The following is a 25,877-nucleotide window of genomic DNA, read 5'->3' as shown; positions in this document are numbered from 1 at the left end:
TCCTTATCAAGGTTCCAGGATCGTCACGCCGTCGGGCGTGCCGATCAGCGCCTGGTCGGCCAGGTCGAGGAACAGGCCGTGGTCCACGACGCCGGTGACGCTCTTCAGGGCGAACGCCAGCGCCGCCGGCTCCTCGATCCGACCGCAAGCTGCGTCATAGATGAGGTTTCCCCCGTCGGTTCGCATCGGCTGGCCGTCTTTCTGGCGCAGCCGCGGCGCAACGCCGATGTCGCATTCGCCCAGGGCGTCGCAGATCCGCAGCATGGTGGTCTTGTGCCCGAACGCCACGACCTCGATCGGCAAGGGGAATTTCCCCAGCGTTTGCACGCGCTTGTCGGCGTCAGCTATGACGACGCAGCGGCGCGAAGCCTCCCAGACCAGCTTCTCGCGCAACAGCGCGCCGCCGCCGCCCTTGATCAGCGACAGGCCCGGCCCGACCTCGTCGGCGCCGTCCACGGTGAGGTCGATCTCGGCGGTCTGGCCCAGCTCGGCGATCTTCAGGCCGAGCTCCGCGCCGAGGTCCGCCGTCCGCTGCGAGGTGGCGACGCAGGTGATGTCCAGCCGGCGCGCGGCCAGCGACTTGACGAACCAGACGGCCGTGGAGCCGGTCCCCAGACCGACCACCATGCCGTTCTCCACCAGGGCTGCGGCCGCTTCGCCCGCGGCGCGCTTCTGGGCTTCGGCGTCGCTCACGCCTTGGCCTTCCGGGCCGCGCGCTGGGCCAGCTTCCGTTCCCGGAACCGCGCCGCCCATCCCGGCTTCTCCGCCTGCGCATTGCGTTCCAGCGCCAGGGCGTCGGGCGCCACATCCTGGGTGATCACCGAGCCGGAGCCGGTGTAGGCCCCCGCTCCCACGGTCACCGGCGCGACCAGCGCGGTGTTCGATCCGATGAAAGCGCCCTCACCCACATGTGTCTCCCATTTGTCGAAGCCGTCGTAGTTGCAGAAGATGGTGCCGGCGCCGAGGTTCGCGCCCGCTCCCACCGTGCCGTCGCCCAGATAGCTGAGGTGGTTGGCCTTGGCGCCCTTGCCGACCGCGACCTTCTTCACCTCGACGAAGTTGCCGATGTGGGCATCCTCGCCGATGTCCGCCCCCGGCCGCAGCCGTGCATAGGGGCCAATTAGGGCGCCGGAGCGCACCACCGCGCCCTCGAGGTGACTGAAGGCGCGGATCACCGCGCCGGTCTCCACCTTCACGCCCGGCGCGAAGACCACGAACTGCTCGATCGATACCCCCGGCGCGATCTCGGTGTCCCAGCTGAAGTGGACGGTCTCGGGGGCGAGCATGGCCACGCCCTCGGCCAGGAAATGCGCGCGGCTCCGCTGCTGGAAGATGGCTTCCGCCTGCGAGAGCTGCATGGGGGTGTCGCAGCCCATCACCGAACTCTCCGGCGCGATGTGGGTCCGCACCACCGCCTTCTCGGCGGTGGCCAGGCCGATGATGTCGGTGATGTAGTATTCGCCCTTGGCGTTCTGGTTGGTGACCTTGCCCAGCCAGCGGAACAGGTCGGCGGCGCCGGCCACGTACATGCCGGCGTTGCAGGCCTTCACGGCCAGCTCTTCGCGGGTGGCGTCCTTCGGCTCGGCCACGCGGATCACGTGGCCGTCGGCGCCGCGGATCAACCGGCCATAGAGCAGGCCGTCGACCGGCTCAAAACCCATGATCGCCAGGGGCGCGCCCTCGGCGCGCAGGGCGAACAGCGGCTCCAGATCGTCGGTGCGCAGCAGAGGGCAGTCGCCGTTGGTGACCAGGACGTCGCCGTCGAAGTCCGCCAGGGCGTCCTTGGCGGCCAGCACCGCGTGGCCGGTGCCCAGCGGCGGATCCTGCACCGCCACGGCCTGCGGGCCCAGCCGCGTCTCGACCAGCTCGCGGACGGCCGGGTTGTGGGTCCCCACCACCACCACGATGCGTTCGCAGCCGCTCGCCTGGACGGTGTCGATCACCCGGTCGAGCAGGCTGCGCCCGCCCACCTTGTGCAGCACCTTGGGGATCGGCGACTTCATCCGCGTTCCCTGGCCGGCGGCGAGGATTACGGCGGCGCGGGCGGTCATCTGTGCACGTCTCCGTGGCGAGTCATCGGCTGATCGTCGCGAGCCTTACCAAGCCTTGTCGCCGGGGGCGAGAAGCGGCTAGCGTCGCCCATCGTCCGGGGAAACATTTCATGAAGCGTCGCGCCCATTTGTCCGTCCTTCTGGCCGCCTGCGCGGTTTCCAGCCTCGGCGCGGCCTCGGCCCAGACGCCCGCCCCCCGCGCCGGGAGCGGCGCCAAGGACCTGGAGGCGCGGTTCGACGCCCAGATCGACCCGGCGCAGATGGACGCCTGGATGAAGACCATGGCCGCCGAGCCGAACCAGGTCGGTTCGGCCCACGACAAGGCCAACGCCGAGCTGGTGCTGGCCCAGTTCAAGTCCTGGGGCTGGGACGCTCACATCGAGACCTTCTCGGTGCTCTACCCCACCCCGATCTCCGAGGCGCTGGAGCTGGTGTCCGGTCCGGGCGCGGGCTTCAAGGCCACGCTGACCGAGCGGCCGATCCCCGGCGACGAGAGCTCCAGCCGCACCAAGGACCAGCTGCCGGCCTATGTGGCCTTCCAGGGCGACGGCGACGTCACCGCGCCGCTGGTCTACGTCAACTACGGCATGCCGGCCGACTACGACGCCCTGGCGAAGATGGGCGTCTCGGTGAAGGGCAAGATCGCCATCGCCCGCTACGGCCAGGGCTGGCGCGGCCTGAAGCCCAAGCTCGCGCAGGACCACGGCGCGGTCGGCTGCATCATCTATTCCGACCCGCGCGACGACGGCTATTCGACCGACGACGTCTATCCGAAGGGCGCGTCGCGGCCGCCGCAGGGCTTCCAGCGCGGCTCGGTGGCGGACATGACCCTCTATCCGGGCGACCCGCTGACCCCGGGCGTCGGCTCCACCAAGACCGCCAAGCGGCTGGACCGCAGCCAGGCGCAGACCATCCTGAAGATCCCCACCCTGCCGATCTCCTATGGCGACGCCCAGGTGCTGATGGCGTCGATGGACGGGCCGGTGGCGCCGGAGGCCTGGCGCGGCGCGCTGCCCATCACCTACCACGTGGGCGGCGGCGGCGGTCAGGTGCGCCTGGCGGTGACGTCGGACTGGTCGCAGAAGACCATCTACGACGTCATCGCCATGATGAAGGGGCGCGAGCGGCCCGACGAATGGGTGATCCGCGGCAACCACCATGACGGCTGGGTGTTCGGCGCCTCCGATCCGCTGTCCGGCCACGTGGCGATGATGGGCGAGGCCAAGGCCCTGGGCGCGCTGGCCAAGGCCGGCTGGCGGCCGAAGCGGACCATCGTCTACGCCAGCTGGGACGCCGAGGAGCCGATGCTGCTGGGCTCCACCGAATGGGCCGAAACCCACGCCGAGGAGCTGAAGAAGAAGGGCGTCATCTACATCAACTCCGACGGCAACGGCCGCGGCTTCCTGGGCGTCGGCGGCAGCCACGAGTACCAGCACCTGGTCAACCAGGTCGCCGCCGACGTGACCGATCCCCAGACCGGCGTCTCGGTGCGCGACCGCCTGCGCGCCAGGCTGGGCGTGAACGCCGCGGAGCCCGGCGCCTCCGAGCGCGCCAAAGCGCTGGGCAAGTTCGCCGCCGACCCGGCCCGGGACCTGCCGATCGAGGCCCTGGGCTCCGGCTCGGACTACTCCACCTTCCTGCAGCACCTGGGCCTGCCGGCCCTGAACATCGGCTACGGCGGCGAGGGCGAGGAGGCCGGGATCTACCACTCCGCCTACGACACCTACGAGCACCACACGCGGTTCGTCGACCCGGGCCAGGTCTACGGCGGCGTGCTGGCGAAGACCGGCGGGCGCCTGGTGATGCGGATCGCCGACGCCGACCTGCCGGTGCAGCGCTATGGCGACCTCGCGGAGACCCTGGGGGGCTATGCGGACGAACTGACGAAGCTCGCCGACGCCCGGCGCGACGAGGCCCAGGCTCAGGCTCGGCTGCTCGCCGCCAACGCCTACAACCTGGCCGCCGACCCGACCCAGCCGCACGCGCCGCCGGCGCCGCTGCCGGCCTCGCCCAACCTCGATCTCGCGCCGCTGACGACCGCCATCGCGCACCTGAAGACCGCCGCGGCGGCCTTCGACTCGGCCTTGGCCGCCAAGGGCGCGTCGCTCACCCCGGCTCAGCGCACAAGGCTCGACGTGCTGCTGCGGCCGCTCGACCAGGCCCTGCTGCGCGACGAAGGCCTGCCGGGCCGGCCCTGGTACAAGCACATGCTCTATGCGCCCGGCCGCTTCACCGGCTACGGCGCCAAGACCTTGCCCGGCGTGCGCGAGGCCATCGAGGAACGCCGGTTCGCCGCCGCCGACCGCTATGCCGTCCTCACCGGCCAGGCCGTGCAGGACTACGCGGCGCGGCTGGAGCAGGCGACCGCGCTCGTCAATGGCGGGTGAGCTCGCGGCGCTGGACGGCGCCACCATCGCCTTCGACCTGGACGGCACCCTGGTCGACACCGCGCCGGACCTGATCGGCACGCTGAACGTCCTCCTGGCGGAGGAAGGCATCGCGCCCCTGCCGCTGGCCGAGGCGCGGCCGTTCATCGGCCGCGGCGCCCGCTGGATGATCGAGCGCGGCTTCCAGGCGGCCGGCGCGCCGCTCGACGCCGAGACCGTGCCGCTGCTGTTCGACCGGTTCATCGCCTACTACCTGGCGCACATCGCCGACCACAGCCGCCCCTTCCCCGGCGCCGAGGCGGCGCTGGCCACCCTGCGCAACGCCGGGGCGCGGCTCAGCGTCTGCACCAACAAGCGCACGGACCTGTCGCTGGCGCTGATGGACGCGCTGGACCTCACCCGGCTGTTCGACGCGGTGGTGGGCGCGGACGCCACCCCGGCGATCAAGCCCGATCCGCGCCACCTGGCGGCGGCCGTGGCCGCGGCCGGCGGCTCCATGGACCGGGCGATCCTGGTGGGCGACGCCGCCACCGACGCCGGCGCCGCGAGGGCGGCAGGCGCGGGCCTGATCCTGGTCAGCTTCGGCTATACGGAAATCCCGGCGCAGGACCTCGCCCCGGATATCCTGATCCATCACTTCGACGAATTGCCGGACGCCTGCGCGAGGCTGCTGGACGCTTGCAGGGCGTAATCCCAAACGCTATACGCCCATCCCTTCGCCGACGGCATATCGATCGCCGCGGCCCGGCGGATGCGTAGCTCAGCGGGAGAGCACCTCGTTCACACCGAGGGGGTCACAGGTTCAATCCCTGTCGCATCCACCATTTTTCCCCGCGTTTTCAAATACTTATCGACCGACCCCTGGTTCACCTGCGTCGAGCGCGCGGAAGGGGGGCATATTGGGGGCAATCGCAGCCCGGACCGAAGAGCGCTCCAGCATTCGAATCGTTGGGCGGCGTCTCCCCCTATCTTCAACTCCGGGCGAGATGGTGTAGAAAAATAACACAATCCCAGATTGTCTCGGCGGTTCAGGTCGCGGCGGGTCGCCGATCAACCCCAGCGTCCGAGCGTGCACGTCGCCCCTCTCCCTTCTCCTAGAGGTACAGCCCGGCGCCAGGCTCACCCGCCCTCTCGTCCGATGAGTTCTGCGATCAGGTCCTTCAGCGCCCTCATGGAAGGAAGGTCCATCAAGAGGGCGATATAGCCCCGGATGCGACGGCCCCTCACCGAGAAGTTGATGTAGACGAAGAGAACCGTGCCGGCGGTCGTCCGTGGAAATAGATCCTGGGCCCGGCCTCGGAGGAGTTGCGGCACAGCCAGCGCAAGAGTCCGGTTCAGCAGGTTGGCCATGGTGCCGATGCAAGCCTGAAGGACGACATTGCCCGTTTCACGAAGAGCCTCGGGCGCCAGATCGGGTATTTCCGCGGCAGGCACGGAGTCGCCGGCGACTGCGCGCACGAGTTCCAGGCTGTTGGCTTCCGGGAAAATCAGCAGCGCGCGGCCGGAGACGTCTCCGGCGAAATGCTGCTCGACAGCAAACAGCTGACCGACGCGGGCGCCGCCAATCATTTCCGCAGCCTGCGATGGGGACACAGTCGATATCGCGGGCACGGTGAGTACGACTTCCTCGCCGACCATCTCCCGAAGGCTGACGGCGGCGCGGCTAACGCCAATATTCACCACCTCGGTGAGCGCATCGAGCTCGAGGCCTTCCAGGCCTAACGCCGTCGACTTGCTCATCGATCGCGTCTTTCAACGACTGGTCCGGGCTTGTTCACGGGTTTGCGCGCCACGACATCATCCTGGAATTGCTTGGCCTTTGCCGCGAATGAGATCTTGAAATCGGGCCTCGTATCCAGCGAGGATCGCAAGTCTATCCCGATACCCGAGCGGGTTGCGGCCAATCGATGGGAGCCACGATCCGGTGGGCAGCAGGGGGTCAAACGCCGACGGCGGCCAGGGCCGCTGAGAGCTCAGCTTCTCGGAAGGGCTTTGCCAGGCGCGGCAGGTCAGGCGCCACATCGTCGAGATCCGCATACCCGGAGATGATCAAGACGGGTAGGCTCGGTCGAGTCAACTTCACTTCGCGTGCGAACGCCGTTCCCGTCATGCCGGGCATGAGGTGGTCGGTGACGACCAGCACGAGGCTCGGGTCCGAAAGGTGCGTTCGAGCGGCTGCGGCTGACGGCGCCTCGATGACGGTGTACCCAAAGTCGCTGAGCATCTCGGCTGTTGAAGAGCGGACGAGATCCTCGTCGTCGATCAGCAGCACCGCACCGCTCTTCGCCTGATCCACCGACGGTGAAGTCGTCGTGTCCGCTTCCCGGGAGGCGCTGTTGGCCGCGGGTAGCCACATCTCGACGGATGTTCCGACCCCCGGAGCGCTCGCAATCTCCAGGCCGCCTCCCAGCTGAGCGGCGAGGCCGTGGATCATCGACAGGCCTAGTCCGGTCCCCTTCCCGATTCCCTTCGTAGAAAAGAAGGGCTCCACCGCCCGGCTCAAGGTCATGGCGTCCATCCCGACCCCGGTGTCGGTGACCGTCAGCACCAGGTACTGCCCAGGCTCCAACTTGTCGCCTGGCCCAGCCGCCGCTGAGCGGACGCCCACGGTCAGGGTCCCCCCGTCCGGCATTGCGTCGCGTCCGTTCACGGCGAGATTGAGAAGCGCCATCTCAAGCTGGTTGGCGTCGGCCATCGCGGCCGGCACGTCCTGGTTCAGGTCGGAGACGATTTTCACCCGGGGTCCGAGCGTGCTGCCCAGCAGATCCAGCATCTCCTGGACGAGTGCTCGCACATCGACCGAGGTTGTCTGCAACGGCTGCTGGCGCGCGAACGCGAGCAACCTGTGCACCAGCAGTCGCGCGCGTTCAGCGGACTGCAAGGCCCCATCGATCAGTCTCTGGCTTCGCGCGTCGCCGACGCCGCGTCGTTGCAGGATGTCCAGTCCGCCGACAATGGGGGTCAGGAGGTTGTTGAAGTCGTGCGCAATGCCCCCGGTAAGCTGGCCGATCGCTTCGACCTTCTGCGCCTGCCGCAGCTGTTCATGGGCGCGCTCAAGCTCGGAAGTACGTTCGTGGACGCGCTGTTCCAGGGTCTCGTTGAGGGCGCGAAGCCTCGATTCCGCGGCTCGGCGTGCGTTCACGTCCCTGAGGATCGTCGTCACGAAGAGGCCCGAACCGCTTTGCCAACGCGAGGCGGAAGCGTCGAGAAAGCTTCGGGACCCGTCCCTGCGGCGGGCGGTGAGCTCAATCGGCCACAGAACGGCGTCTCCAGCGAGCACCCTTCGCCAGGCCGTGTCCCAGGCGTGCGGCGTCTCAAGAAGATCCTGTAGAGGCTTGCCGATTAGCCAGGAGGGCTCATACCCCAACTCCCGCGCCGCAGCGGGATTTGCGAGCTGGATCAGGCCCGCCGCGTCGATCGTGAGGATCGGATCAGGCGCGCTGTCGACCACGGCGTCATAACGCGCGTTCTGCCGCTCGCGCAGAACCCGCTCGCGCGCGGCCGAGACCGTCACATCGAAAACCTGGACCAGGCACGACGCGTACGGCTTGTCTCCTACCGGGCGGACGGCGACGTTATGGACCAGCTCTCCGCCGCTGCGGGTGCTGAGAGGAAAGAGCCGCGGATGAAGCGCCTGTGTGAGCAAGCTCGAAGCCCCTGAGTCGAGGGCCTCGGCGACGGCCGAATGTAGCCGGGTCAGGGAAGCGGATGGGAAGATGTCCGCGAGGAGACGCCCCAACGCATCGCCTGTTGGGCAACCGCTCGCAGCCGCTATCCATTCGTTCCAGACAATGACCCGGCCGGCCCCGTTTAGGACGACGACGCCCGTATCGAGCGCATCGAGCAGCGGGCCGCCGCTGGCGGACTCAAGCGCGGGCATCGGCGAGCGGCGGAGGTTCGCCGGTGGTCCGAGCGATGAATTCTTGCAGCAGCGACTGGAGCGCGACCAGGGACGGCATATCCATCAACATGGCCACGTAGCCTCGGATGTCGCGCTCTCGGACGGCGAAGTCGATGTACAGGAACATGACCACGTCGCCGGCTTCGGGGGGCGGGGCAATGTTGAACAGCGCAGCGCCGTCGCCGCGGAGGATTTCCGGGAGCGACATCTTCAAGCTGCGCTGCAGCATGTTTGCGATAGTGGCCAGGCAACCGTTGAGGATGATGTTGCCTGTTTCGGCCAGCGCCTCCTGCTCGAGCTCGATGATGTCTTCGAGGGGCAGCTCCCCACCCGTCACGGCGCGGACCAGTTCGAGGCTCTTGGTTTCAGGGAAGATGAGCAGCGCCCGGCCAGTGATGTCCCCCTCGAACACCTGGTGGACCGCAACCAGGCGGCTGTCCTCTCGCTCGCGCAGGATCGCTACGGCTTCCGACCGCGGAACGAGACGCACCGTCGGCACCGAGAGCAGGACCTGCTCGCCGACCATATCACGCAGGCTGTTCGCCGCCCGGCCCACGCCAAGGTTGACCAACTCGGTCAGCGCATCCAGCTCGAGCTCGGAAAGCTCGATAGATGGGTTCGTCATGTCATGCCCGCCGTCAACCGCCCCTCGGCGTCCATGAGGAACGCGTCGAGGGCGGTTTCGGACAGGGGCTTGGAAAGAAAATGCGCTCCAGCCTCGGCGGCGCGCGCCATGACTTCGCGCTGGACGTTGGCGGATATCAGCGCAACGGGCATCCCAGGCCGGGTCTGCTGCAGGTCGGCGGCCAGGCTGAGCCCGTCCACACCGGGCATGTTGAAGTCGAGCAGGACCAAGTCCAGCCCCCCCTGACGGATGAGGGCGAGGGCTTCTGCAGCGTCGCCGGCTTCAACCCGCACCCAGTCCGGGCGAAGGTTGTTGAGTGCTCTGGCGACGGCCATTCTCGCCAGCTTGCTATCGTCGACGATGAGAATCTTGTACGTCATGGGTCCTCAAATACTCTCCGACCCATTGAACTGGCGTCGGCCGGGCGACCGTATAGCGCCGGGGCGCTTGTCTCCAGCATCTAGAGCGGTCCTGCCGCCTGGTCTCGCGTCGAACGCTCGCGCACCCGCGCGCCGATCACTGCAACAGTTCGGCAAGATCCAAGACGATCAATACGCGGCCGTCTCCCAAAAGGGTCGTGCCGGCCACGCCGGGCGTCCCCGACAGCAGGCCTTCCATCGGCTTCAGCATGACGTCGAGCCGTTCACCCAGCCGATCCACCTCCAGGCCCGCAAGGTGGCCGCCTGCGGAGGCGACGACGATGTTGGCGTCACCCTGCCGAGGCCCCCGGGCCTCGCCCAGGGCAAGAGCGAGATCGACGAGCGGCACCGTGCGGTCACGGAGGACAAACGCCTGGGCGGCGCCGATCCGCGAGAACGCCTTTCGGGGCACGCGCACCGTTTCGACGATCGCCTCCAGGGGTATGCCGAAAACCTGGCCGCCGGCCTCGACGGTCATCACGCGACTGATCAGCAGGGTGAACGGCAGCAGGAAGCTGACCGTGGTTCCTTGACCGGCGCGACTGTCGAGGGCCACGCGTCCTCCGAGCCGCTCGATGGCCGTGCGCACGGCGTCCATGCCGACGCCACGACCCGACAGGTTCGTCACCGTCCCCGCAGTGGAGAAGCCCGGCGCAAAGATCAGCTCAGTCACCTCGGCGTCCGACAGGGCCGCCAGGGATTCGATATCCACGAGGCCGCGGTGCAGGGCGACCCGGCGGACGCTCTCGATATCGATGCCGCCGCCGTCGTCCGAGACCGCCACGCTAACGTGTTCGCCGTCGCGCTTGGCGGTGAGGCGGATCGTGGCGCTCGGCGGCTTGCCCGCCGCAAGCCGATCCTCTGGACGTTCGATGCCGTGGTCCATCGCGTTGCGGATGACGTGCAGGAGAGGCTCGAACAGGTTGTCGACGATCGCCTTGTCGGCCTCCGTTCCCTCGCCTTCGGTAACGAGGTGGGCCGGCTTGCCGAGGGACAGAACCATCTCCCTGACAAGTCGCGGGAAGCGCTGGAATACCTGGCGCAGAGGAAGGACGCGTATCTGCAGGACCGCCAGCTGCAACTCCGCCACGAGGCGGTCGAGGACGGCGTACTGGTCCTTGAGCAATCCCGCCACATCCGCGCCGTCGCGCGCCTGGCTTGCGGCGTGGGCGAGAGCATTCTTGGCGACGCCCAGCTCGCCGGCGAGATACACCAAAGCGTCGATCCGCTCGACGTCGACCCGCACGCCGCGGCCCGCGGGCTCCGTGGGTTCGCGCGGGCCGCCGGCGGCCTCGGTCCCGGCGATCGCAAGCCGCCCCTCCAGCAGGGGGCGGATCGCCGCCACGGCGAGGCCCGGATCTGGAACTCCCTCACGCAGAGCGAGATGGTCGAGCTGGCCGGCCTCGTCCCCACGCCCGATGCTGCGCAGGACGTTCGCGGCGACGCGTAAGGCCGACACGGTCCGCCCGGCGGGTGCATCGACCTCAGCGCCCTCGAGCAGGGCGATCTGCTCCCGCAGGATCTGGAACGCAGCGGGACGCAGGTCGTCCCCGTGAGCCCCGATCTCGGCTTCCGCCGGGAGCTCCTGATCCCGAAGCGTCGGATCGGTCTGCCCGAAACGCTTCGCGATGGCCTCTGCGACCGGTCCAGCGTCCGCCGGGGGCTCGCCGGTGATCTCCATGGCGTCGAGCCACTGGACGACCTGGTCGAGGCATGTGAGGCAGTCGCTGATCAAAACAGGCGTCGCGGCGACCTTGCCGCTGCGGGCGCTGGAGAGGACTTCCTCTGCAGCGTGCAAGGCGGTCTCCATCGCCTCGAATTCGACGATACCGGCGGCGCCCTTGAGGGTGTGGAAAGCGCGGAACGCCCCATCCAGGCGCTCGCGGTCGTCGGGTCGCTCCTCCAAAGCCAGGAGGTCGTGGGTCGCCTGTTCGACCAGCTCGTGGCATTCAATCAGGAACTGCTCGATGAACTCGTTCACGTACGACGCCCGCACATCAAGTCGACGTATTCGACCAGGATTTCAGGAGTCTGTGGCTTTACGAGGTAGAAATTGGCCCCCGCCGCGCGCGCCGCGGCCTTGTCCTGCGGACCGGCTTCAGTGCTGCTGATCAGGGCCGGGATCGCTGACACCGGCAGATCCTGCCGCCGGAGCACCTTCAGGAAGGCGAGGCCGTCCATCTGCGGCATGTTCACGTCGACGATCAGCAGATCAGCGGGAGCCACCAAAAGCTTTTCGAGCGCCTCCAGGCCGTTCAGGGCTTCGTCGACCTCGTAGCCGGCTCGTTCGAGGGCATCCCGGTAGTACAGGCGCACCAGGGTGGCGTCGTCGATCACCAGCACGCGGACCTTGTGGGCGTCAGGCACGGGCGGCCTCCCTCGGTCTTTGATAGACGATTGCATCGTCGAAGCGGCGCACGTCGAACAGCGGCGAGATCCGGCTCATCGACTCGGTGTGACCCAGGCAGATGAACCCGCCGGGCTCAAGGCTGTCGAAGATATTTTCCGCCGCCAGGCGGCGCGAGGCGTCATCGAAATAGATCAGGACGTTGCGGCAGAAGATGACGTCGAAGCGGCCGTGCCGCCGCATCTCGTCCGGATCCACGAGGTTGATGGGGGTGAATCGCACCGAACCGCGCAGGTCATCGATGATCCTCCAGCGGTCCTCGCCCAACGCGATGAAGTACCTGGAGACCAGCTCCGGCGAGAGGCGTTGCAGGGCGCGCCGCCCGAACACGCCCGCCTCGGCCGCCTGGAGCACCCGGGTGTCGATGTCCGAACCGACGATCTCGATGTCGAAAGCGTCGACCTGGGGCCAGTTCTCAAGCAGCCAAAGCGCGATCGAATAAGGCTCCTCCCCGGTCGAGCAGGGGATCGACCAGATGCGGATCGCGCCGCCGCGCGGGCGGCCTTCGACGCGCTCGCCGAGCATGTCGGACGACAGGCAGCGGAGCTGGTGGTCCTCCCGATAGAAATAGGTCTCGTTCACCGTGAACGCGTTGATGAACTGCTCGATCTCGCCGTTCAGGTCGCTCCGCAAGCGGGCAAGATAGCTTGCAAAGGAGGTGGCGCCGGTGGCCTGGATGCGCTCGCTGACCCGGCGCTGGACATAGTAGCGCTTGGCTTCCCCGAAGATCATGCCAGTGCGCCGGTAGAGGAAGTCAGACAGGCGAGCGAACTCGTCTTCGCTCAGGGGCGCGGGATCAGGCAACCGAGCCGCCCGGCTTCTCGCCGAGGCGTTCGCGGGCGACTTTGATGGCGAAGGCCAGGAACGGCTCACCGGCGAACCGGCGGGCGCAGTCGTCCAGCGCCGGCAGGATCTCCGGTCCGCCGACCTGCACGAGGACGTCGAGGGCGGCGGCGCAGACGTTGGGTTCCACCTCCTGCGCGAGCAGCGCGGTGAGCAGTTGGGCGGCCTCTGCAGCAGGCTGCTCGCGCACGACCTCGCAAGCCAGAAGGCGAACGTCCGGGTCGGTGTCCGCCAGCAGCGCGGGCAGCACAGCTGCGGCGGCCTCCGGCATCGCTCGCAGCGCATCCAGCGCGCCCGTGCGGATCGTCGCGTCGTCGGAACGGATGCAGCCGGCCACCAGGCGGGCGGCCTCCGGGCTCGCCACGCGGGCGAGGCTGGTGAGGATCGCCTCGCGCGCCCGGGGGTCTTGCTCGATGGCCAGCGCCTCGCCCAGCGCCGGAACCCATTCCGGCGCGGCGAGACGACGGGCGGCGGCCCATCTCGCTTCCGCGGACGCCGAGCAGAGGTCCGACGGTGATGCGCCGTCCTGGCCCGGTTCGGGTGATTGCGAGGTCCTACGGATCAGCGGCATGTCAGGGTGTCAGGCTCTCGAGGCGAGCGGCGATCTTGTGCACCGGCAGGATGAAGTCCGCACCTCCTGCTTTCACGAGTTCGCCTGGCATGCCCCAGACGATCGCCGTCTCCTCCGACTCGGCGACTGTGCGGCCGCCAGCCGCCCTGAGAGCGGCCATGGCCTGGGCTCCGTCGTCGCCCATGCCGGTCATGAGCACGCCGATGAGCTGCCGCGCCGCGACGTGTTCCATGGCCGAGCGCACCAGGCGGTCCGTGCTCGGGTGCCAAGGGTACGCCTGATCGGAAGCCACTGGCTCCGCAGTGAGCACGGCGCCCCGACGCGCGACCACCACGTCGGCGTCGCCACGGCCAATGTAGGCCGTACCGGCCTTCAGCGCTGTCGGCTCGCTGATTTCCGTAACCTTCAGGGCGCACAGGCCATCGAGCCGCCGCGCCAGCGAGCTGGTGAAGGTGGCGGGCATGTGCTGGGCGATGAGGATCGGCCACGGAAAGTCGGCGGTCAGCGGCCGCAACAGCGCTTCGAGGGCCGGCGGACCCCCTGTGGAGACCCCGACGACCACCAGCCCCTGCCCGGTCGCAGCCGCAAGCTTGGGGGTGGACGGGGTGGACCGGCGCGTCGGCGCGAGCCGTGCGCCCAGACGGTGTCGCACGCGGTCGGCCAGTCTGAGACTGGTCGGGATCCGAGCGCCGGCCGCGGCGCGTACCTTGCTCACCAGTTCCGGCCCGAACCGGTCGAGCTTCAACGAGACCGCCCCCCCCGGCTTGGCGACGAAATCCACGGCCCCCAGGCGCAGGGCCTCGAGCGTGATCTCGGCCCCCTCTTCGGTCAGCGAAGACACCATGATCACGGGACAGGGACGCTCCAACATGATCCGATCGAGCGTGGCGAGGCCGTCCATCTGCGGCATGTGAATGTCGAGGGTCACGACGTCCGGCTGGAAGCTCTGCAGCTTTTCTATTCCCTCCAGCCCGTTCCGCGCGAACGCCACCTCGAAGTCAGGCTCGGCTCCAAACACCTGGCCGAGCAGCCGGCGAACCAGCGCCGAGTCGTCGACTGACAGGATCCGGATCAAGCGCCCGACTGCCTGGTCTCCGGCGTGAAGGCGTCAAGCAAGCCCCGTTCAGCGCGGGTGAGCAACTCTACCGGATCGAGCAGCAGGATCATGCGGTTCTGGGCTTCGAGGTTCAGAACCCCGTGAACCAGCCGCGTGGCCTCGCCGGCAAGGTCGGGCGCCTCCTCGATCGACGTCGCCGCACAGCTGAGCACTTCCGAAACGCCGTCGACGATCACCCCCGCCCGACGCCGATCCGTGCGCAGGACCACCAGCCGTCGGGCGGACAGATCCGCCGCCGGCGGCATGTCGAAGCGTCGCCGCTGGTCGATGACCGGAAGCACTTCGCCGCGAAGGTTGATGACGCCTTCGAGGAACTTCGGGGTCCTGGGGACCCGCGTCACCTTCGCAGGCGCCCGGGCGACCTCGTCGATCACCTCGATCGGGAGCCCGAACTCGTCGCCGCCCAGGCGGAAGACCAGGAACTGGATCGTCGCGGCGTCCACGGCGCCGGCCTGCTCGGTCTTCACGGGCTGTGCGCCTCTGCCAAGTCGTTCCATGACGTCCTCCCGGAACAGCTGACCTGCATCGAGGATCGACACCAGCCGCCGGCCGGAATCGCCGCGGTAGATCGCCTTGACCTTTGATTCCCCGCCAGTGCGCGCCGCCAGCAGCGGAGGGGTCGGCTCGACAAGGCTCGAGTCCGCCGAGATCAACGCACGGATATCGTCGACGACCAGCCCCACCAGGGCGCCGCCCACGATCGTCACGACCACCTTGTCCGACGTCGCGGCCGGGCGCTGGGTCAGGCCGAGCAGTCCGCGGAGCGAGAGGACCGGAAGGAGGGAGTCCCGGTAAGGCACGACGCCCATCACCAGCGCCTCACTCCGCGGCATCGCGACGACGCTGGCGGGAGCGTTGATGATTTCCCGGATGCTGCCCAGGGCCAGGGCGTACTCCTGGCCGGCCACTTCGAAGGTGACGAGCTTCTGCCGGTCATCCGCAGCGCCATCCGCCGCGCGGCGGCCATCGGCGACCAATGACACGGCCCGCTCCGGCCGCGCCCTGGGGACGAAACCGGCCGCCAACAGGCTCCGTAGGTCCAGGATCTTGGCCACGCCTTCGCCGCGTGTGTCGAAGGCTCCAGTCAGAACCTCCCCCGCCTCAGCCGCCGATGCGGCCTGGTCCGTTGCTATCTTGCTGGGATCGACCGCCACGAGGCCGCGGATCTCGTCCACGGCCACGGCGACCGGAGCGGCCCCGTCGAGCACGATGGCCCGCGGGAGCGCAGCCGCGACGGTCTCCGGCCGACCAAGCAGGGTGTTGAGGCTGGCGACCGGGAGCACTTGGCCGCGCAGGTTGGCGAGCCCCAACAGGCTGCGCGGGCCGTGCGGCAACCGCGCCACCGCAGGCACGCGGATCACCTCGGACACCTGGTCCGCGCGCAGCGCGTAGAGATCGCCGGCGCTGCGGAAGGTCAGGAACGTCTGTGTGTCCCCTTCCGCTGCGGCGGCCGCCCGCGGGTCAGCCATGCTGCGCCTTCAGTTCCTCCGCCAGGGAGGCGATCTCTTCGATCGCCGCAGCCAGGTCCTCCGCACCCTGGGACTGCTGCGTCGCGGCGGTGGCGGCCTGGCGGGACGCGGCCCCAGCCTGTTCCGCCGCGGCGGCGACCTGGCGGGCGCCGGCAGCCGTCTGGGTCGCGGCGTTGAGAATGCCGTCAGCGCCTTGTGAGATCGAACCGTTGGCGGCCTTCAGGAGAGTCAGGTCCTCTTCGAGGCGGGCCAGCGCTACGCCGATCGCCAGGTTGGCCTCCATCTCGAGCTCCGCCGCGCCAATCATCTGTTCGAGGTCACGGCGCAGGGCGCCGATCTGGTCGAGGATGCCGGTGACGGTCTCCTTGATGCGGCCGACGCTTTCCGACGCTTCCCGCGCCAGGGTGCGCACGTCGCTGGAAACGACCGCGAAGCCGCGTCCGGCCGAACCCGCCCTTGCGGCCTCCACCGAGCCGCTGACGGCGAGCATGCTGGTCTGCACCGCCACCAAGGTGATCTCGTCGACAATTCCCTGGATCTTGCGGCCGACGGTCTCCAACCGGGTGATGGTGGCGAGGCTTCCTCGGGTTTCGGCGAGGGCCGCCTCCACGCCGCTTACCAGGCCTTCGATCGCCTGCCGGCTCTGCTGCAGACCGGCGTCCGCGGCCGCCACGCGCGCGCTGGCCGTAGAAGCGTTGGCCTGGGCCAGTTGGGCGCTCTTTTCGATTTGGACGAGGGCCGCGGCCGCCTGCTGGGTCGCGGTGGCCTGCTCTGTGGCGCTTGCGCCAATCTCCTCAACGGCCGCCATGATCTGCGTCGACGCGCCGGACAATTCCTGGATCGCCGCCGACAGCTCCTCCGCGGCCGAGGCGATCTGCTCGGCCGCCGCCGCGTCCGAACGGCCAGACCGAAGGTCCTCGGCCAGGACGGAGAGCGACTGCGCGGCGGCCTGGCCCTGATCCAGGGATGCCGCCTGCTGCTGGATCGCCGCCTGCGCTTCGTTGGCGCCGGCCGCCTGTTCCTCGGCCGCGCTGGCGACCTGTTCGGCGCCCCGCTGCGCCTCCGCCGCGGCCCGCGCCGCCTCGAGGGCGGAGGTCAGGGTGTCCTGGCTGGCTCCGGCCAGGCGCCCCATGTCTTCGCGCATCGCGCCGAGCGCCGTCACGACCGTGTCGCCGGCCTGCACCTGCTCCGCCGCGGTTGCAGCCGACGCCTTGATGCGCTCAGCGACGCCACGCACGTCGCCCTGGATGGTTTCCGCCAGCGCCTGGACCTGGCTGGCGCTCTTCTCCGAGGTCTCGGCCAGCGCCCGCACCTCCTCGGCGACCACCGCGAACCCTCGACCGTTGTCCCCGGCGCGCGCCGCCTCGATAGCGGCATTGAGCGCGAGAAGGTTCGTCTGGTCGGCGATACGCGCCACGGTCCGGGTGATCTCGCCGATTTCCTCGGCGCGCCGCTCCAGCTCCCCGATCTGCGCGACCGAGGCTTCCTGCCGCTGGGCGTTCCGTTCGATCCCGCGCACCGACGCCGTGAGCTGACCGGCGGTCTCCGCCAGCACAAGCTGGAGACTCTCCGTGCGCGTGCGGGAGACCTCGGCCTGATCTCGCGCCGCAGCCAGGCTTGCCAGCACGCCGCTGATCGCCGCGAGCTGCTCCTGGGCGCCGCCGGCGGCTTCCTCCGCGCCGCTGGCGATCTGCTCCATCGCGCGTCGCAGCTCCTCGGCAGCGGCGGCGGCTTCCGTGAGGCCCGCGGCGAGCTCCTCCGTGGCGGCCGCGATCCGCTCCGAGAGCTTCTCCTGGGGCGCAGCGCTTCCGCGGCTCGCAACCGGCTTGGGCGCCGTCGGGGCGCGCGCAGGAACTCGCGCTGCGGGCGCGTCCCCGCTGGTGATCTTGTCCGTCTTGACCAGCGCCATGAATGTCCCGCGTGCCGCGCCCATCCGGATGGCGGGCAGAAGCCGCTACTCTTAGCGGACAGGAGGGCGCGGGGAAGCACTATCGCCGGCCGGTTCAAGCCTTGCCGGCCCAACCAAGGCGGTTCTCCCGGCGATGGCGTCGGCGAGCCAGAGCCTGCGCGCACGGGCGAGGCCGCCAGCCATGAAACCTGCGTCGGGTTCAACCGCATCGCCCGCGCCGGCCGGCGTCGTCTGGCTCAATCAGGCCAAGGCCATGCCCTTCGGACCCAACGAGGTGTTCGCCGCCCTCAGTCTCGACTTTGAGGATGGCCTTTCGGCGGCCGAGGTCGCGCGGAAGGCGTCAACGTGATCGTCACTGGCAATGCAACTGGCGCCATCACCTCGGTTGGACGATGGACGTCGCGGCCGGCGAACAATAGGCCTCGGCGGCGGTGACACCTCGTCGAGCTGCCAGGGCGGCAGCCGTCGGGTGGCGGTCGCCGCCATGCCTCGCAACGGCGGCCGCATGGGCTGATGCGCGCTACGCGGTGAAGCCGGGCGAAAACGTCGTTGTGCGAATTCACACCGAGGGGGTCACAGGTTCAATCCCTGTCGCATCCACCATTCCTTCTTCACGAACTTGGTACCGACCCGGGCGGAGCCGAACGCCCGGCCCACCCCTTGCGCCATCTCCAGGCGGCCCCAGATTCATAGATCTGCGGAGGAGACCGGCGTGGCGTCACCATTCGAGGGCTATGAAGTCGAGGCCCGGATGCGCCCTGTCGCGAAGGGCTATTCGTTCGACCTGGACCGCGCCCTCTCCGCGGTCGTCGCCCTCGAGGCGCGGATTCCCGCCGATGCGTTCACCGCGGCGACCCTGGGCGCCGAGCGCCTCGGCAACGGCGCCGTCATCGGCCCGAACGGCCTCGTGCTGACCATCGGGTACCTGATCACCGAAGCCGAGGAGGTGGTGCTCACCCTGAACGACGGCCGGCGCGTCGCGGCGCATGTCCTGGGCGCCGATTCGGTGACCGGCCTGGGCCTGGTCCAGGCGCTCGAGCCGCTGGGCGTCCCGGCGCTGCCGCTGGGCGCCTCCCGCAGCCTCAAGGCCGAAAGTCCCGTGGTCATCGCCGGCGCCGGCGGGCGGACGCACGCCGCGGCCGGCCATGTCCTCGCGCGCATGCCCTTCGCGGGCTATTGGGAGTATCTCCTGAACGACGCGATCATGACCGAGCCGGCTCATCCGCACTGGAGCGGCGCGGCCCTGATCGGCGCGACGGGCGAGTTGATGGGCGTCGGGTCCCTGAGCCTGCAACGGCAATCGCCGGGCGGGGTGACGCCGCTGAACATGTTCGTGCCGACGGAGTTGCTGCCGCCGATCCTGGACGACCTGGCGCGCGGCAAGCCTGCCCATCCGCCCCGCCCGTGGCTCGGAGTGCTGGCGCAGGATTTCGGCCGCCACGTGGTCGTCGTCGGCGTGAGTCCGAAAGGCCCCGCGGCCCGTGCGGAGCTTCGGGCCGGCGACCTCATCCTGGCCGTGGGCGGCGTCGCGGTGTCGGACCTCGCGGACTTCTACACCCGGCTGTGGGCGCAAGGTCCCGCCGGCGCGACCATTCGGCTGCGCGTCCAGCGCGATGCCGACGCGTTCGACGTGGAGATCCGCTCGGCCGACCGAGCCGCGCTGTTGAGGAAGCCGCGGTTCAACTGAGCGCGGGGCATCCGACGCACAAGATGGTGACCGCGCCTTTACGCGTCGCCCACCGACGCTTTACGGCCGCGCTTATTGCACGCCCGTTGGGAACGAAAATCTCAAAGGCCTGATTGCATGCGCCATCGTGACTAGTCCGGTGGAGCTTAACACAAATGATCTCGTATTCAGCCGCGCCCGTTGCGCCCGAAGCCCCGGCGCCTGCGACAGCGTCGGGCCTGCCGTCCGGTCCCCCAGACATCGACTGGGGAGAGCTTTGGCTGAGCAGCGATCCGACGCCCCGGCTCATCGTGGGGCCGGACATGAAAGTCGTCCGTTCCAATGACGCGGCCGACGCGCTGCTGGAGCGGAAGGTCGCCGGCTGGCGGCTGGAGGGCGATCTGCTCGCCGTGCCCGAGGCGCACCGCGCCGCGCTCCAGTCGCATCTGAGGACCGCGGCCCGCCGCCCGTTGGGCCTGCCGCCGCTATTGGTCTATGCGCAGCGCCTGACGACCGAGGGTCACCTGGCCCTGTCGATCCGCGACCTGAGCCGTCGCGCCGCCGGCATTGAACTGGCGGACCTGCAGACCTCGTTTGGCGTCACCCACGCCGAGCAGCAGACCCTGCTGCTGATGGTGGGCGGCCTGAGCGTTCACGAAATCGCCACGCGCCTCAACCGGTCCGCGCTCACGGTCCGCACCCATGTGAGGCACCTGCACGAAAAGCTCGAGGTTACGACCAAGGAACAACTGTTCGCCCGCGTATTGCCCTACGTTCTCGCGGCGTAACGTCTTCATCTAAGCGAACATACACTTCCACCGTTGCAACCATATCCCATCTGCATGCGCGCTATTCTATCGTAACTCGCGCCGCGTCGCTTCGCATACGTCTTTCGGTTTGATTGCTTTTTGAAAAAATAGCCAACCTTGGTTATTCGGCCGCATCAGCCACTGCGCTAACTTTCGGCCACCTGATGTGACGATGACCCAGGACAACTGGAGATCCACTCAATGCGCACGAGACTAGCAATTCCCATAGCGTGTGTTCTTGGCGGTCTGGCGTCGTCAGCGGCGGCGCAACAGTTCGTCTACACACCGATCAATCCGACCTTCGGCGGAAACCCGTTCAACTCGGCTCACCTTCTCGGCGTGGCCGGAGCCCAGAACAACTACAAGGATCCGACGACGGCGACGACGACTGCGCCGCCTCCGACCCAGGGTCAGATCTTCGCCCAGCAGCTCCAGTCGATCCTGCTGTCGCGCCTGGCGCAGCAGGTCTCGGATGCGATCTTCGGCGCCAATCCGCAGCAGCACGGCGTCGTCACCTTCGGGACCCAGACGATCGAGTTCACGCGCACGCTGCAGAACGTGCTGCTGACGATCACCGACGCGGGAACCGGTGAGGTCACCACCGTCACCGTTCCCACCTTGCAGGGAGCTGGGTGATGGCGCTCAAAACCATTCTCATCGCGGCCTCGGCGCTGGGCCTGTGCTCGTGCGTCTCGACCGGCGGGCTGCAGACGTCCAAGCTTCCCCAGCTGCCGCAAAAGACCGGCGTGCAGCGGGAACTGGCCGCCCTGCCGCCGCCCGCCGCGCCGGTGGCGGTCGCCGTCTACGGGTTCACCGACCAGACCGGCCAGTTCAAGCCCACCGACACCAACCAGACCTTTTCCCGCGCCGTGACCCAGGGCGCCGGATCCATGCTGGTGAAGTCGCTGCAGGACGCCGGCGGGCGCGGCTGGTTCACGGTCATCGAGCGGGAGCAGTTGAAGAACCTCCTGCAGGAACGCCAGATCATCACCGAGATGCGCGAGCGCTACCTCGGCGAGACAGGGGCCAATCCCCGGGCGCTGCCGGCCCTGCTGTTCGCGGGCGTGCTGCTCGAGGGCGGCGTGATCGGCTACGACACCAACACGCTCACGGGCGGCGCCGGCGCAGGCTTCCTGGGGATCAGCGCCAACACCCAGTACCGGCAGGACACCGTCACCGTGTACCTGCGCGCCGTGTCGGTGAAGACCGGCGAGGTGCTGTCGACCGTCACGGCGTCCAAGACGATCGCTTCGTTCCAGATCGGCGCGAACGCCTTCCGCTACGTCGACTTCAAGAAGCTCCTGGAGGCCGAGGCCGGGTTCACCACCAACGAGCCCAATCAACTCGCCCTCCAGCAGGCGATCGACAAGGCCGTCTACGCCCTGGTGCTCGAGGGCGTGGACCAGAAGCTCTGGAGCTTCGCCGACCAGCAGGCGGGCTGGCCCTACCTCTGGCGCTATCGCCAGGAGCGGGACGGCGTCTACAGCGCCAAAGAGGTCCAGGCCGCCACCGACGGCAAAGGCAAGGCCGCCGGGAACAAGGCCGCCCGCAAAATGTCCAAGGCCGAGCCGGGGCCGAAGTCGCCCCTGCCCGGTTCGCCAACCAGCTTCTCGTCGTCCGCAAACGGGGTCCCACCGGTCCCGCGCGCGCCCGGCTAGAAGGCCGGCGGTCGAGGTTGGCGCCTCGACCGCCGGCTCCCAGTGGCGGACGTCCGCGTCCGTCTCGGCGTCCCTCCGCTAGGCGGGATGCCGTTCAGTACGCGTACCCACTGTCACCCGACGTGGACCCGATGCTCATCGCAGGGCCAGGCCCACGCCAAGCAACGGACAAAATATCATGAAACTGTCAGTTTTCGCCTCCGCATCCGCGGTGGCGCTCCTGGCCGCCGGTTCGGCATTGGCCTCCGGGAGCGTCTCCACGGTCAACCAGTCTTCGAGCTCCGACGTGGCCTACGTCGATCAGGTCGGCGCCACCAACGGCACGGCCAACATCACCCAGACCACCCACAACGATTTCGCGAAGATCTACCAGAGCGACGGGGCGGGCGGCACGGGCGCGACGAGCACCATCCTCCAGGGCGCATCGGGCGGCCCGGCGGCCTTCACCTTCCAGAACGGCTCCGGCGCCTCGGTCATCGACCAGACCGCGGGCGGCCACAACCAGGCGACCGTCTATCAGGACGGTCCCGCGAATGCCCGGGCCAAGGGCAGCTACGCGACGGTCACCCAGAGCGGCTACCACGACGTGGTCGGGCGGGTGGACACCAGCGCATCGGCGACCGGCGTTTCCGGCCTCAACGGGGATCCGGGCATCTACCAGTACGGCAACTACAACTTTGGCGGCGTCGTTCAGGCCGGCAACCACGACACGGCCAGCATCTCGCAGAACAGCTCCGTTCGGCGGGCGCCGGGCAGCACCGACGACTGCTGCAGCTCCGACGCCAATGCCTACTTCAACTACGCGACGATCCAGCAACTCGGCGACGGTGATCGCGCCGACGTCACTCAGATCGGCGACAACACGGCGGAAGTCTCCCAGCTGGGCGACAATGAAACCGCCCATGTCCTGCAAAGCGGCTACGCCAACTTCGCCCGGGTGTGGCAGCAACCCGGCGCGGCGGGCTCGCAGGGCACGATCAGCACCTACGGCCACAACAACAACGCCTACATCTACCAGGCGAGCGGCAGCAATTCGGCCTTCATCAACCAGGGCCTGAACGGCGCCGACGTCTACGGCAACACCGCCACCATCAACCAAACGGGCTGCGACAACATCGGGACGATCAATCAGCTCACCAACAACAACATCGCCGACCTGACCCAGAGCGGTTTCTCCAACACCGCGGTGATCAGCCAGTAGCAGCGGACCGGAGACGCGTTCTGCGCGTCTCCGGCTTCTCCTCGTCAACAAGGTTCAAACCGGAGGCGACATGCCCAGGCCCGTTCAGATCGCGATAGCCGCAGCCGTGGTGCTTTGCGCCGCGGGCGCAGCCCAGGCGGGCGGCTCGTCCGCCTACATCGAGCAGATCGGCGCCGCCCAATCGGCGACGATCGACCAGACCGCGGCGCGCGGCGCGTCGGCCCACGTCCGGCAGGAGGGTCGGGCCAACCAGGCCGTGGTCCAACAGGCGCAGGTCGGCGGCCAGGCCGACATCAGCCAGGTCGGGACGAGCCAGAGGCTCACGCTGTCCCAGTCCGGCTTCGGCTCCAACGCCGCCAGCGTCGCCCAGGGCGGCGCGGGCAACAGCGTCGAGATCTCCCAGTTCGCCGCCGGCCAGGGCAATGCCGCGACGCTGGCCCAGAACGGCCAGGGCAATTCCATCTCCCTGACCCAGGCCGGCCAGGGCAACAGCGCCGACCTGGCGCAAAATGGTGATCGCAACGCGATGTCCCTCAGCCAATACGGAGTGGGCAACGGCGTCGCCTGGCGGCAGGATGGCTCGGGCCTTTCGGATCTCGGCATCAGCCAATCGAACGGCGGCCATCTGACGGTCTCGCAAAGCTGGGGCGTCGCCCAAGGCGGGGCTCCGATCGAGGTGGTTACGGGCGCTCCCAAATGAAGTTGGTCGCCGCCTTGGTAGGATTGCTGGTCGCAAGCCCGGCGCTCGCCGACGACCCGGCCGGATCGGTGACCAATCCCGCTCAGATCAGCCTACGCGGCATGGCGTCTGCGACCCAGCAGATCGACGCGGCGAGCCAGGACGCCGCCCGCCCGGAGCCGCTGCGCCAGCTGAGCGAGCCGCACGCCCCGCCTTCGCAGGCGCAGGTGACCGCCGCCGGCCGCACCGCCGAGCCCTCCCCGCCCCTGTCGCACCGCGCCGAGGGCCGTGATGTCCGGCAGCCGAGGGTCGAGGGCTCCGACGCCTGCGATCCGGAGCGGTTGCGTGACGCGCCGCAGAGCCGCCGCGCGGCGTGCGAGCACACGCTGGAGCGCCGCGCGGAGGAGTTCGCCCATCCTGTGGTGCGGCAACCCTCGGCGGAGGAACGGCTGCTGGCCTATAGCGCCCAGCTCAATGAGCCCGGCGCGAATGCGAGCGCGGCGGCGCGGGTGCTGGGGCGCGGCGCGGTGGATCAGTCCGGCGCGGCCCAGGCAATCGCCGCACAGACCCTGCCTGACGCCGACCAGGGCCCGTCGCGCGACAGGACCCCGCCACTCCTCGCTCCGGACTGGGGAGACCTGCTGGACGCGATCGCCCGCGGCGGCGGGATGTTCCGTCCGCCGCCACCGCATTAGGAGGTGATCGTGCTGCCCGTCACGCCGACCATCGAGGTGATCGCCGCACCTCCGCAAGCGGTGCTGGAGGCGCACGTCAAGGCGGCGGCGCCGACCCGGCTGACCTGGCGCCTGATGGTCGTGACCGGCGCCCGCGGCGGTCGGAGCCAGATCACCCAACGTGGCGAGACGGATGGCGCCGACCGCGGGCCGCTGGCCACCGTGGGCGTCAATAATCCAGGCGAGGCTGCGCTGGAGGTCTATCAGGACGGCCGGCTGGTGGCCCAGACCCACCGACGGTTCGGCGCCGGAGGCTCGCCTCAGCCCTAGTCCGCAGCGGCCGCGCGCTCGTGCTCCATCGCCCGGGCCCCAAGCTGGGTTTCGACGGTTTCCCGGCCCTCCGCCTTGCGCTCGCTATAGCGGTCCACGAGGTAGCCGGCGCGATCGCGGGTCAGCAGCGTGAACTTCACCAGCTCCTCCATGACGTCGACGACCCGGTCGTAGTAGGCCGAGGGTTTCATCCGTCCCGCTTCGTCGAACTCCTGGTAGGCCTTGGCCACCGACGACTGGTTGGGGATGGTGATCATCCGCATCCAGCGGCCCAGCAGGCGCAGGGTGTTGACCGCGTTGAACGACTGGGACCCGCCGCTCACCTGCATCACCGCGAGCGTCCGCCCCTGGGTCGGGCGCACGCTGCCGATCTCCAGGGGAATCCAGTCGATCTGCGCCTTGATGATTGCGCTGATCGCGCCGTGCCGCTCGGGGCTGCACCAGACCTGACCCTCCGACCATTGCGAGAGCCCCCGCAGCTCCTGGACCTTCGGATGGTCGGGCGACACCGCATCCGGCAGGGGCAGGTCTCGGGGGTCGAAGGTGCGGGTCTCCGCCCCCAGCCGCTGCAGGATGCGGGCCGCCTCTTCGGTCAGCAGGCGGCTGTAGGACCGCTGCCGGAGCGAGCCATAGAGCAGCAGGATCCGAGGCGAATGGGTCGACACCGCGGGCTCCAGCTTTCCGGGCGACGGCGTGTCGAGGAACTGCGGCTGCAGGGCCGGAAGCTCGATCATCGGCGAAGGGTCCTTCGAGCGGCGGAGCCGCGTCTTCTAACTGTCGTAGACTTCCTGTATCGTCGAAGTATGGAAATCAAGTCCGCGGTCACGAGCCTGGGCGCCCTCGCCCACGAAGGGCGCCTCTCCGTCTTCCGGCTGCTGGTGCAGGCCGGGCCGCAAGGCCTGGCCGCCGGCGAGGTCGCCCGACGCGTGGGCGTGCTGCCGAACACCCTGTCCGCCAGCCTCAACCTGCTCAGCCAGGCGGGGCTGATCAACTCGCGCCGCGACGGGCGCTCGATCATCTACACGGCCGACTACGACGGGATGCGCAGCCTGCTCGCCTTCCTGATGGAGGACTGCTGCGGCGGCGCCCCGGAGATTTGCGCGCCGCTCATGGCCCTCGCCAGCCAATGCTGCGCGGCTGAAGGCAGCTGCGCCTAAGGAG

General features: G+C 68.9%; 26 protein-coding genes and 1 tRNA gene. 13 read left to right on the top strand and 14 right to left on the bottom strand.

What is annotated here, in order from left to right; genetic code table 11:
• Positions 1–6: 6 nt before the first annotated feature.
• Positions 7–693 carry a ribose-5-phosphate isomerase RpiA gene (rpiA, locus tag DJ021_RS14900; RefSeq protein ID WP_279386492.1) on the bottom strand — a complete coding sequence of 229 codons (687 nt, stop codon included), beginning with the start codon at positions 691–693 and terminating at the stop codon, positions 7–9.
• Entirely contained in the window at positions 690–2,051 is a 1,362-nt protein-coding gene (glmU, locus tag DJ021_RS14895) for a bifunctional UDP-N-acetylglucosamine diphosphorylase/glucosamine-1-phosphate N-acetyltransferase GlmU (RefSeq protein ID WP_111458294.1), read from the bottom strand. Before glmU ends, rpiA begins: the two co-directional genes overlap by 4 nt.
• 110 nt (positions 2,052–2,161) lie before the next feature.
• On the opposite strand from glmU, the gene DJ021_RS14890 reads away from it, so the two are divergent.
• The 3 genes from DJ021_RS14890 (at position 2,162) to DJ021_RS14880 (ending at position 5,262) form a co-directional block, all read left to right on the top strand.
• Entirely contained in the window at positions 2,162–4,438 is a 2,277-nt protein-coding gene (locus tag DJ021_RS14890; RefSeq protein WP_111458293.1) for a transferrin receptor-like dimerization domain-containing protein, read from the top strand.
• Positions 4,428–5,129: a phosphoglycolate phosphatase gene (gene gph, locus DJ021_RS14885; RefSeq protein WP_111458292.1), complete on the top strand. Its 702-nt coding sequence runs from the start codon at positions 4,428–4,430 to the stop codon at positions 5,127–5,129. Before DJ021_RS14890 ends, gph begins: the two co-directional genes overlap by 11 nt.
• Positions 5,130–5,187: 58 nt before the next feature.
• Positions 5,188–5,262, top strand: a tRNA-Val gene (locus DJ021_RS14880).
• 295 nt (positions 5,263–5,557) lie between these two features.
• Here the strand turns inward: DJ021_RS14880 and DJ021_RS14875 are convergent.
• The 11 genes from DJ021_RS14875 to DJ021_RS14825 all read right to left on the bottom strand — a co-directional run bounded on the left by DJ021_RS14875 (position 5,558) and on the right by DJ021_RS14825 (position 17,699).
• Positions 5,558–6,178, bottom strand: coding sequence for a chemotaxis protein CheX (locus DJ021_RS14875; protein ID WP_111458291.1), 621 nt, complete (start codon positions 6,176–6,178; stop codon positions 5,558–5,560).
• A 199-nt stretch (positions 6,179–6,377) separates the two neighbouring features.
• Entirely contained in the window at positions 6,378–8,318 is a 1,941-nt protein-coding gene (locus tag DJ021_RS14870) for a hybrid sensor histidine kinase/response regulator (RefSeq protein ID WP_111458290.1), read from the bottom strand.
• Positions 8,305–8,964, bottom strand: a complete 660-nt coding sequence (locus tag DJ021_RS14865; protein WP_111458289.1) for a chemotaxis protein CheX — start codon at positions 8,962–8,964, stop codon at positions 8,305–8,307. Before DJ021_RS14865 ends, DJ021_RS14870 begins: the two co-directional genes overlap by 14 nt.
• Complete coding sequence (locus DJ021_RS14860) at positions 8,961–9,344, bottom strand: response regulator transcription factor (RefSeq protein WP_111458288.1); 384 nt, start codon at positions 9,342–9,344, stop codon at positions 8,961–8,963. The genes DJ021_RS14865 and DJ021_RS14860 overlap by 4 nt, the downstream gene beginning before the upstream one ends.
• 136 nt (positions 9,345–9,480) lie before the next feature.
• On the bottom strand, positions 9,481–11,364 hold the full coding sequence (locus DJ021_RS14855; protein WP_207801857.1) for a chemotaxis protein CheA: 1,884 nt from the start codon (positions 11,362–11,364) through the stop codon (positions 9,481–9,483).
• On the bottom strand, positions 11,361–11,750 hold the full coding sequence (locus DJ021_RS14850) for a response regulator (protein ID WP_111458286.1): 390 nt from the start codon (positions 11,748–11,750) through the stop codon (positions 11,361–11,363). Before DJ021_RS14850 ends, DJ021_RS14855 begins: the two co-directional genes overlap by 4 nt.
• Positions 11,743–12,594 carry a CheR family methyltransferase gene (locus tag DJ021_RS14845; protein ID WP_243626047.1) on the bottom strand — a complete coding sequence of 284 codons (852 nt, stop codon included), beginning with the start codon at positions 12,592–12,594 and terminating at the stop codon, positions 11,743–11,745. Before DJ021_RS14845 ends, DJ021_RS14850 begins: the two co-directional genes overlap by 8 nt.
• Complete coding sequence (locus tag DJ021_RS14840; RefSeq protein WP_111458285.1) at positions 12,587–13,204, bottom strand: HEAT repeat domain-containing protein; 618 nt, start codon at positions 13,202–13,204, stop codon at positions 12,587–12,589. Before DJ021_RS14840 ends, DJ021_RS14845 begins: the two co-directional genes overlap by 8 nt.
• 1 nt (position 13,205) lies before the next feature.
• Positions 13,206–14,279 (bottom strand): chemotaxis-specific protein-glutamate methyltransferase CheB, encoded by a 1,074-nt coding sequence (gene cheB / locus DJ021_RS14835; RefSeq protein ID WP_111458284.1) that lies wholly within the window; start codon positions 14,277–14,279, stop codon positions 13,206–13,208.
• Positions 14,276–15,790, bottom strand: a complete 1,515-nt coding sequence (locus tag DJ021_RS14830; protein WP_111458283.1) for a chemotaxis protein CheW — start codon at positions 15,788–15,790, stop codon at positions 14,276–14,278. The genes cheB and DJ021_RS14830 overlap by 4 nt, the downstream gene beginning before the upstream one ends.
• Complete coding sequence (locus DJ021_RS14825; protein ID WP_111459126.1) at positions 15,783–17,699, bottom strand: methyl-accepting chemotaxis protein; 1,917 nt, start codon at positions 17,697–17,699, stop codon at positions 15,783–15,785. Before DJ021_RS14825 ends, DJ021_RS14830 begins: the two co-directional genes overlap by 8 nt.
• A gap of 181 nt (positions 17,700–17,880) precedes the next feature.
• On the opposite strand from DJ021_RS14825, the gene DJ021_RS18975 reads away from it, so the two are divergent.
• From DJ021_RS18975 to csgH, 9 genes are all read left to right on the top strand, one after another.
• Complete coding sequence (locus tag DJ021_RS18975) at positions 17,881–18,048, top strand: hypothetical protein (RefSeq protein ID WP_165837234.1); 168 nt, start codon at positions 17,881–17,883, stop codon at positions 18,046–18,048.
• 363 nt (positions 18,049–18,411) lie between these two features.
• Positions 18,412–19,386 carry a S1C family serine protease gene (locus tag DJ021_RS14820; protein ID WP_111458282.1) on the top strand — a complete coding sequence of 325 codons (975 nt, stop codon included), beginning with the start codon at positions 18,412–18,414 and terminating at the stop codon, positions 19,384–19,386.
• Between the two features lie 155 nt (positions 19,387–19,541).
• Positions 19,542–20,153 carry a helix-turn-helix transcriptional regulator gene (locus DJ021_RS14815; RefSeq protein ID WP_111458281.1) on the top strand — a complete coding sequence of 204 codons (612 nt, stop codon included), beginning with the start codon at positions 19,542–19,544 and terminating at the stop codon, positions 20,151–20,153.
• A 222-nt stretch (positions 20,154–20,375) separates the two neighbouring features.
• On the top strand, positions 20,376–20,810 hold the full coding sequence (locus DJ021_RS14810) for a curli assembly protein CsgF (protein WP_111458280.1): 435 nt from the start codon (positions 20,376–20,378) through the stop codon (positions 20,808–20,810).
• Complete coding sequence (locus DJ021_RS14805; RefSeq protein ID WP_111458279.1) at positions 20,810–21,832, top strand: CsgG/HfaB family protein; 1,023 nt, start codon at positions 20,810–20,812, stop codon at positions 21,830–21,832. Before DJ021_RS14810 ends, DJ021_RS14805 begins: the two co-directional genes overlap by 1 nt.
• A 178-nt stretch (positions 21,833–22,010) precedes the next feature.
• A complete protein-coding gene (locus DJ021_RS14800) occupies positions 22,011–23,033 on the top strand; it encodes a hypothetical protein (RefSeq protein ID WP_111458278.1) in 1,023 nt (340 codons plus the stop codon).
• A gap of 70 nt (positions 23,034–23,103) precedes the next feature.
• Positions 23,104–23,733 carry a hypothetical protein gene (locus DJ021_RS14795; RefSeq protein WP_111458277.1) on the top strand — a complete coding sequence of 210 codons (630 nt, stop codon included), beginning with the start codon at positions 23,104–23,106 and terminating at the stop codon, positions 23,731–23,733.
• Entirely contained in the window at positions 23,730–24,407 is a 678-nt protein-coding gene (locus tag DJ021_RS14790) for a hypothetical protein (RefSeq protein WP_111458276.1), read from the top strand. Before DJ021_RS14795 ends, DJ021_RS14790 begins: the two co-directional genes overlap by 4 nt.
• A 9-nt stretch (positions 24,408–24,416) precedes the next feature.
• Entirely contained in the window at positions 24,417–24,716 is a 300-nt protein-coding gene (gene csgH / locus DJ021_RS14785) for a curli-like amyloid fiber formation chaperone CsgH (RefSeq protein ID WP_111458275.1), read from the top strand.
• Here csgH and arsH read toward each other — a convergent pair.
• A complete protein-coding gene (arsH, locus tag DJ021_RS14780; protein ID WP_111458274.1) occupies positions 24,713–25,450 on the bottom strand; it encodes an arsenical resistance protein ArsH in 738 nt (245 codons plus the stop codon). The two genes, csgH and arsH, sit on opposite strands and share 4 nt — an antisense overlap.
• A 69-nt stretch (positions 25,451–25,519) precedes the next feature.
• Between arsH and DJ021_RS14775 the strand changes: the two genes are divergently transcribed.
• The gene (locus tag DJ021_RS14775) at positions 25,520–25,873 is read left to right on the top strand and encodes an ArsR/SmtB family transcription factor (RefSeq protein WP_111458273.1); all 354 of its coding nucleotides are present in this window, start codon (positions 25,520–25,522) and stop codon (positions 25,871–25,873) included.
• Positions 25,874–25,877 lie beyond the last annotated feature (4 nt).

Origin of the sequence: Phenylobacterium hankyongense, from assembly GCF_003254505.1 — a bacterium.
Lineage (GTDB): Bacteria > Pseudomonadota > Alphaproteobacteria > Caulobacterales > Caulobacteraceae > Phenylobacterium > Phenylobacterium hankyongense.
This window is presented reverse-complemented; position numbering and strand designations above follow the sequence as displayed.

Coding starts and splice junctions, on each gene's coding strand:
- DJ021_RS14815 (WP_111458281.1), top strand. CDS start 19,542: ATGATCTCGTATTCAGCCGCGCCCGTTGCGCCCGAAGCCCCGGCGCCT.
- DJ021_RS14790 (WP_111458276.1), top strand. CDS start 23,730: ATGAAGTTGGTCGCCGCCTTGGTAGGATTGCTGGTCGCAAGCCCGGCG.
- DJ021_RS14825 (WP_111459126.1), bottom strand. CDS start 17,699: ATGGCGCTGGTCAAGACGGACAAGATCACCAGCGGGGACGCGCCCGCA.
- arsH (WP_111458274.1), bottom strand. CDS start 25,450: ATGATCGAGCTTCCGGCCCTGCAGCCGCAGTTCCTCGACACGCCGTCG.
- DJ021_RS14800 (WP_111458278.1), top strand. CDS start 22,011: ATGAAACTGTCAGTTTTCGCCTCCGCATCCGCGGTGGCGCTCCTGGCC.
- DJ021_RS14805 (WP_111458279.1), top strand. CDS start 20,810: ATGGCGCTCAAAACCATTCTCATCGCGGCCTCGGCGCTGGGCCTGTGC.
- DJ021_RS14860 (WP_111458288.1), bottom strand. CDS start 9,344: ATGACGTACAAGATTCTCATCGTCGACGATAGCAAGCTGGCGAGAATG.
- DJ021_RS14775 (WP_111458273.1), top strand. CDS start 25,520: ATGGAAATCAAGTCCGCGGTCACGAGCCTGGGCGCCCTCGCCCACGAA.
- DJ021_RS14840 (WP_111458285.1), bottom strand. CDS start 13,204: ATGCCGCTGATCCGTAGGACCTCGCAATCACCCGAACCGGGCCAGGAC.
- DJ021_RS14830 (WP_111458283.1), bottom strand. CDS start 15,790: ATGGCTGACCCGCGGGCGGCCGCCGCAGCGGAAGGGGACACACAGACG.
- DJ021_RS14865 (WP_111458289.1), bottom strand. CDS start 8,964: ATGACGAACCCATCTATCGAGCTTTCCGAGCTCGAGCTGGATGCGCTG.
- DJ021_RS18975 (WP_165837234.1), top strand. CDS start 17,881: ATGAAACCTGCGTCGGGTTCAACCGCATCGCCCGCGCCGGCCGGCGTC.
- DJ021_RS14795 (WP_111458277.1), top strand. CDS start 23,104: ATGCCCAGGCCCGTTCAGATCGCGATAGCCGCAGCCGTGGTGCTTTGC.
- DJ021_RS14890 (WP_111458293.1), top strand. CDS start 2,162: ATGAAGCGTCGCGCCCATTTGTCCGTCCTTCTGGCCGCCTGCGCGGTT.
- DJ021_RS14810 (WP_111458280.1), top strand. CDS start 20,376: ATGCGCACGAGACTAGCAATTCCCATAGCGTGTGTTCTTGGCGGTCTG.
- DJ021_RS14870 (WP_111458290.1), bottom strand. CDS start 8,318: ATGCCCGCGCTTGAGTCCGCCAGCGGCGGCCCGCTGCTCGATGCGCTC.
- glmU (WP_111458294.1), bottom strand. CDS start 2,051: ATGACCGCCCGCGCCGCCGTAATCCTCGCCGCCGGCCAGGGAACGCGG.
- DJ021_RS14875 (WP_111458291.1), bottom strand. CDS start 6,178: ATGAGCAAGTCGACGGCGTTAGGCCTGGAAGGCCTCGAGCTCGATGCG.
- gph (WP_111458292.1), top strand. CDS start 4,428: ATGGCGGGTGAGCTCGCGGCGCTGGACGGCGCCACCATCGCCTTCGAC.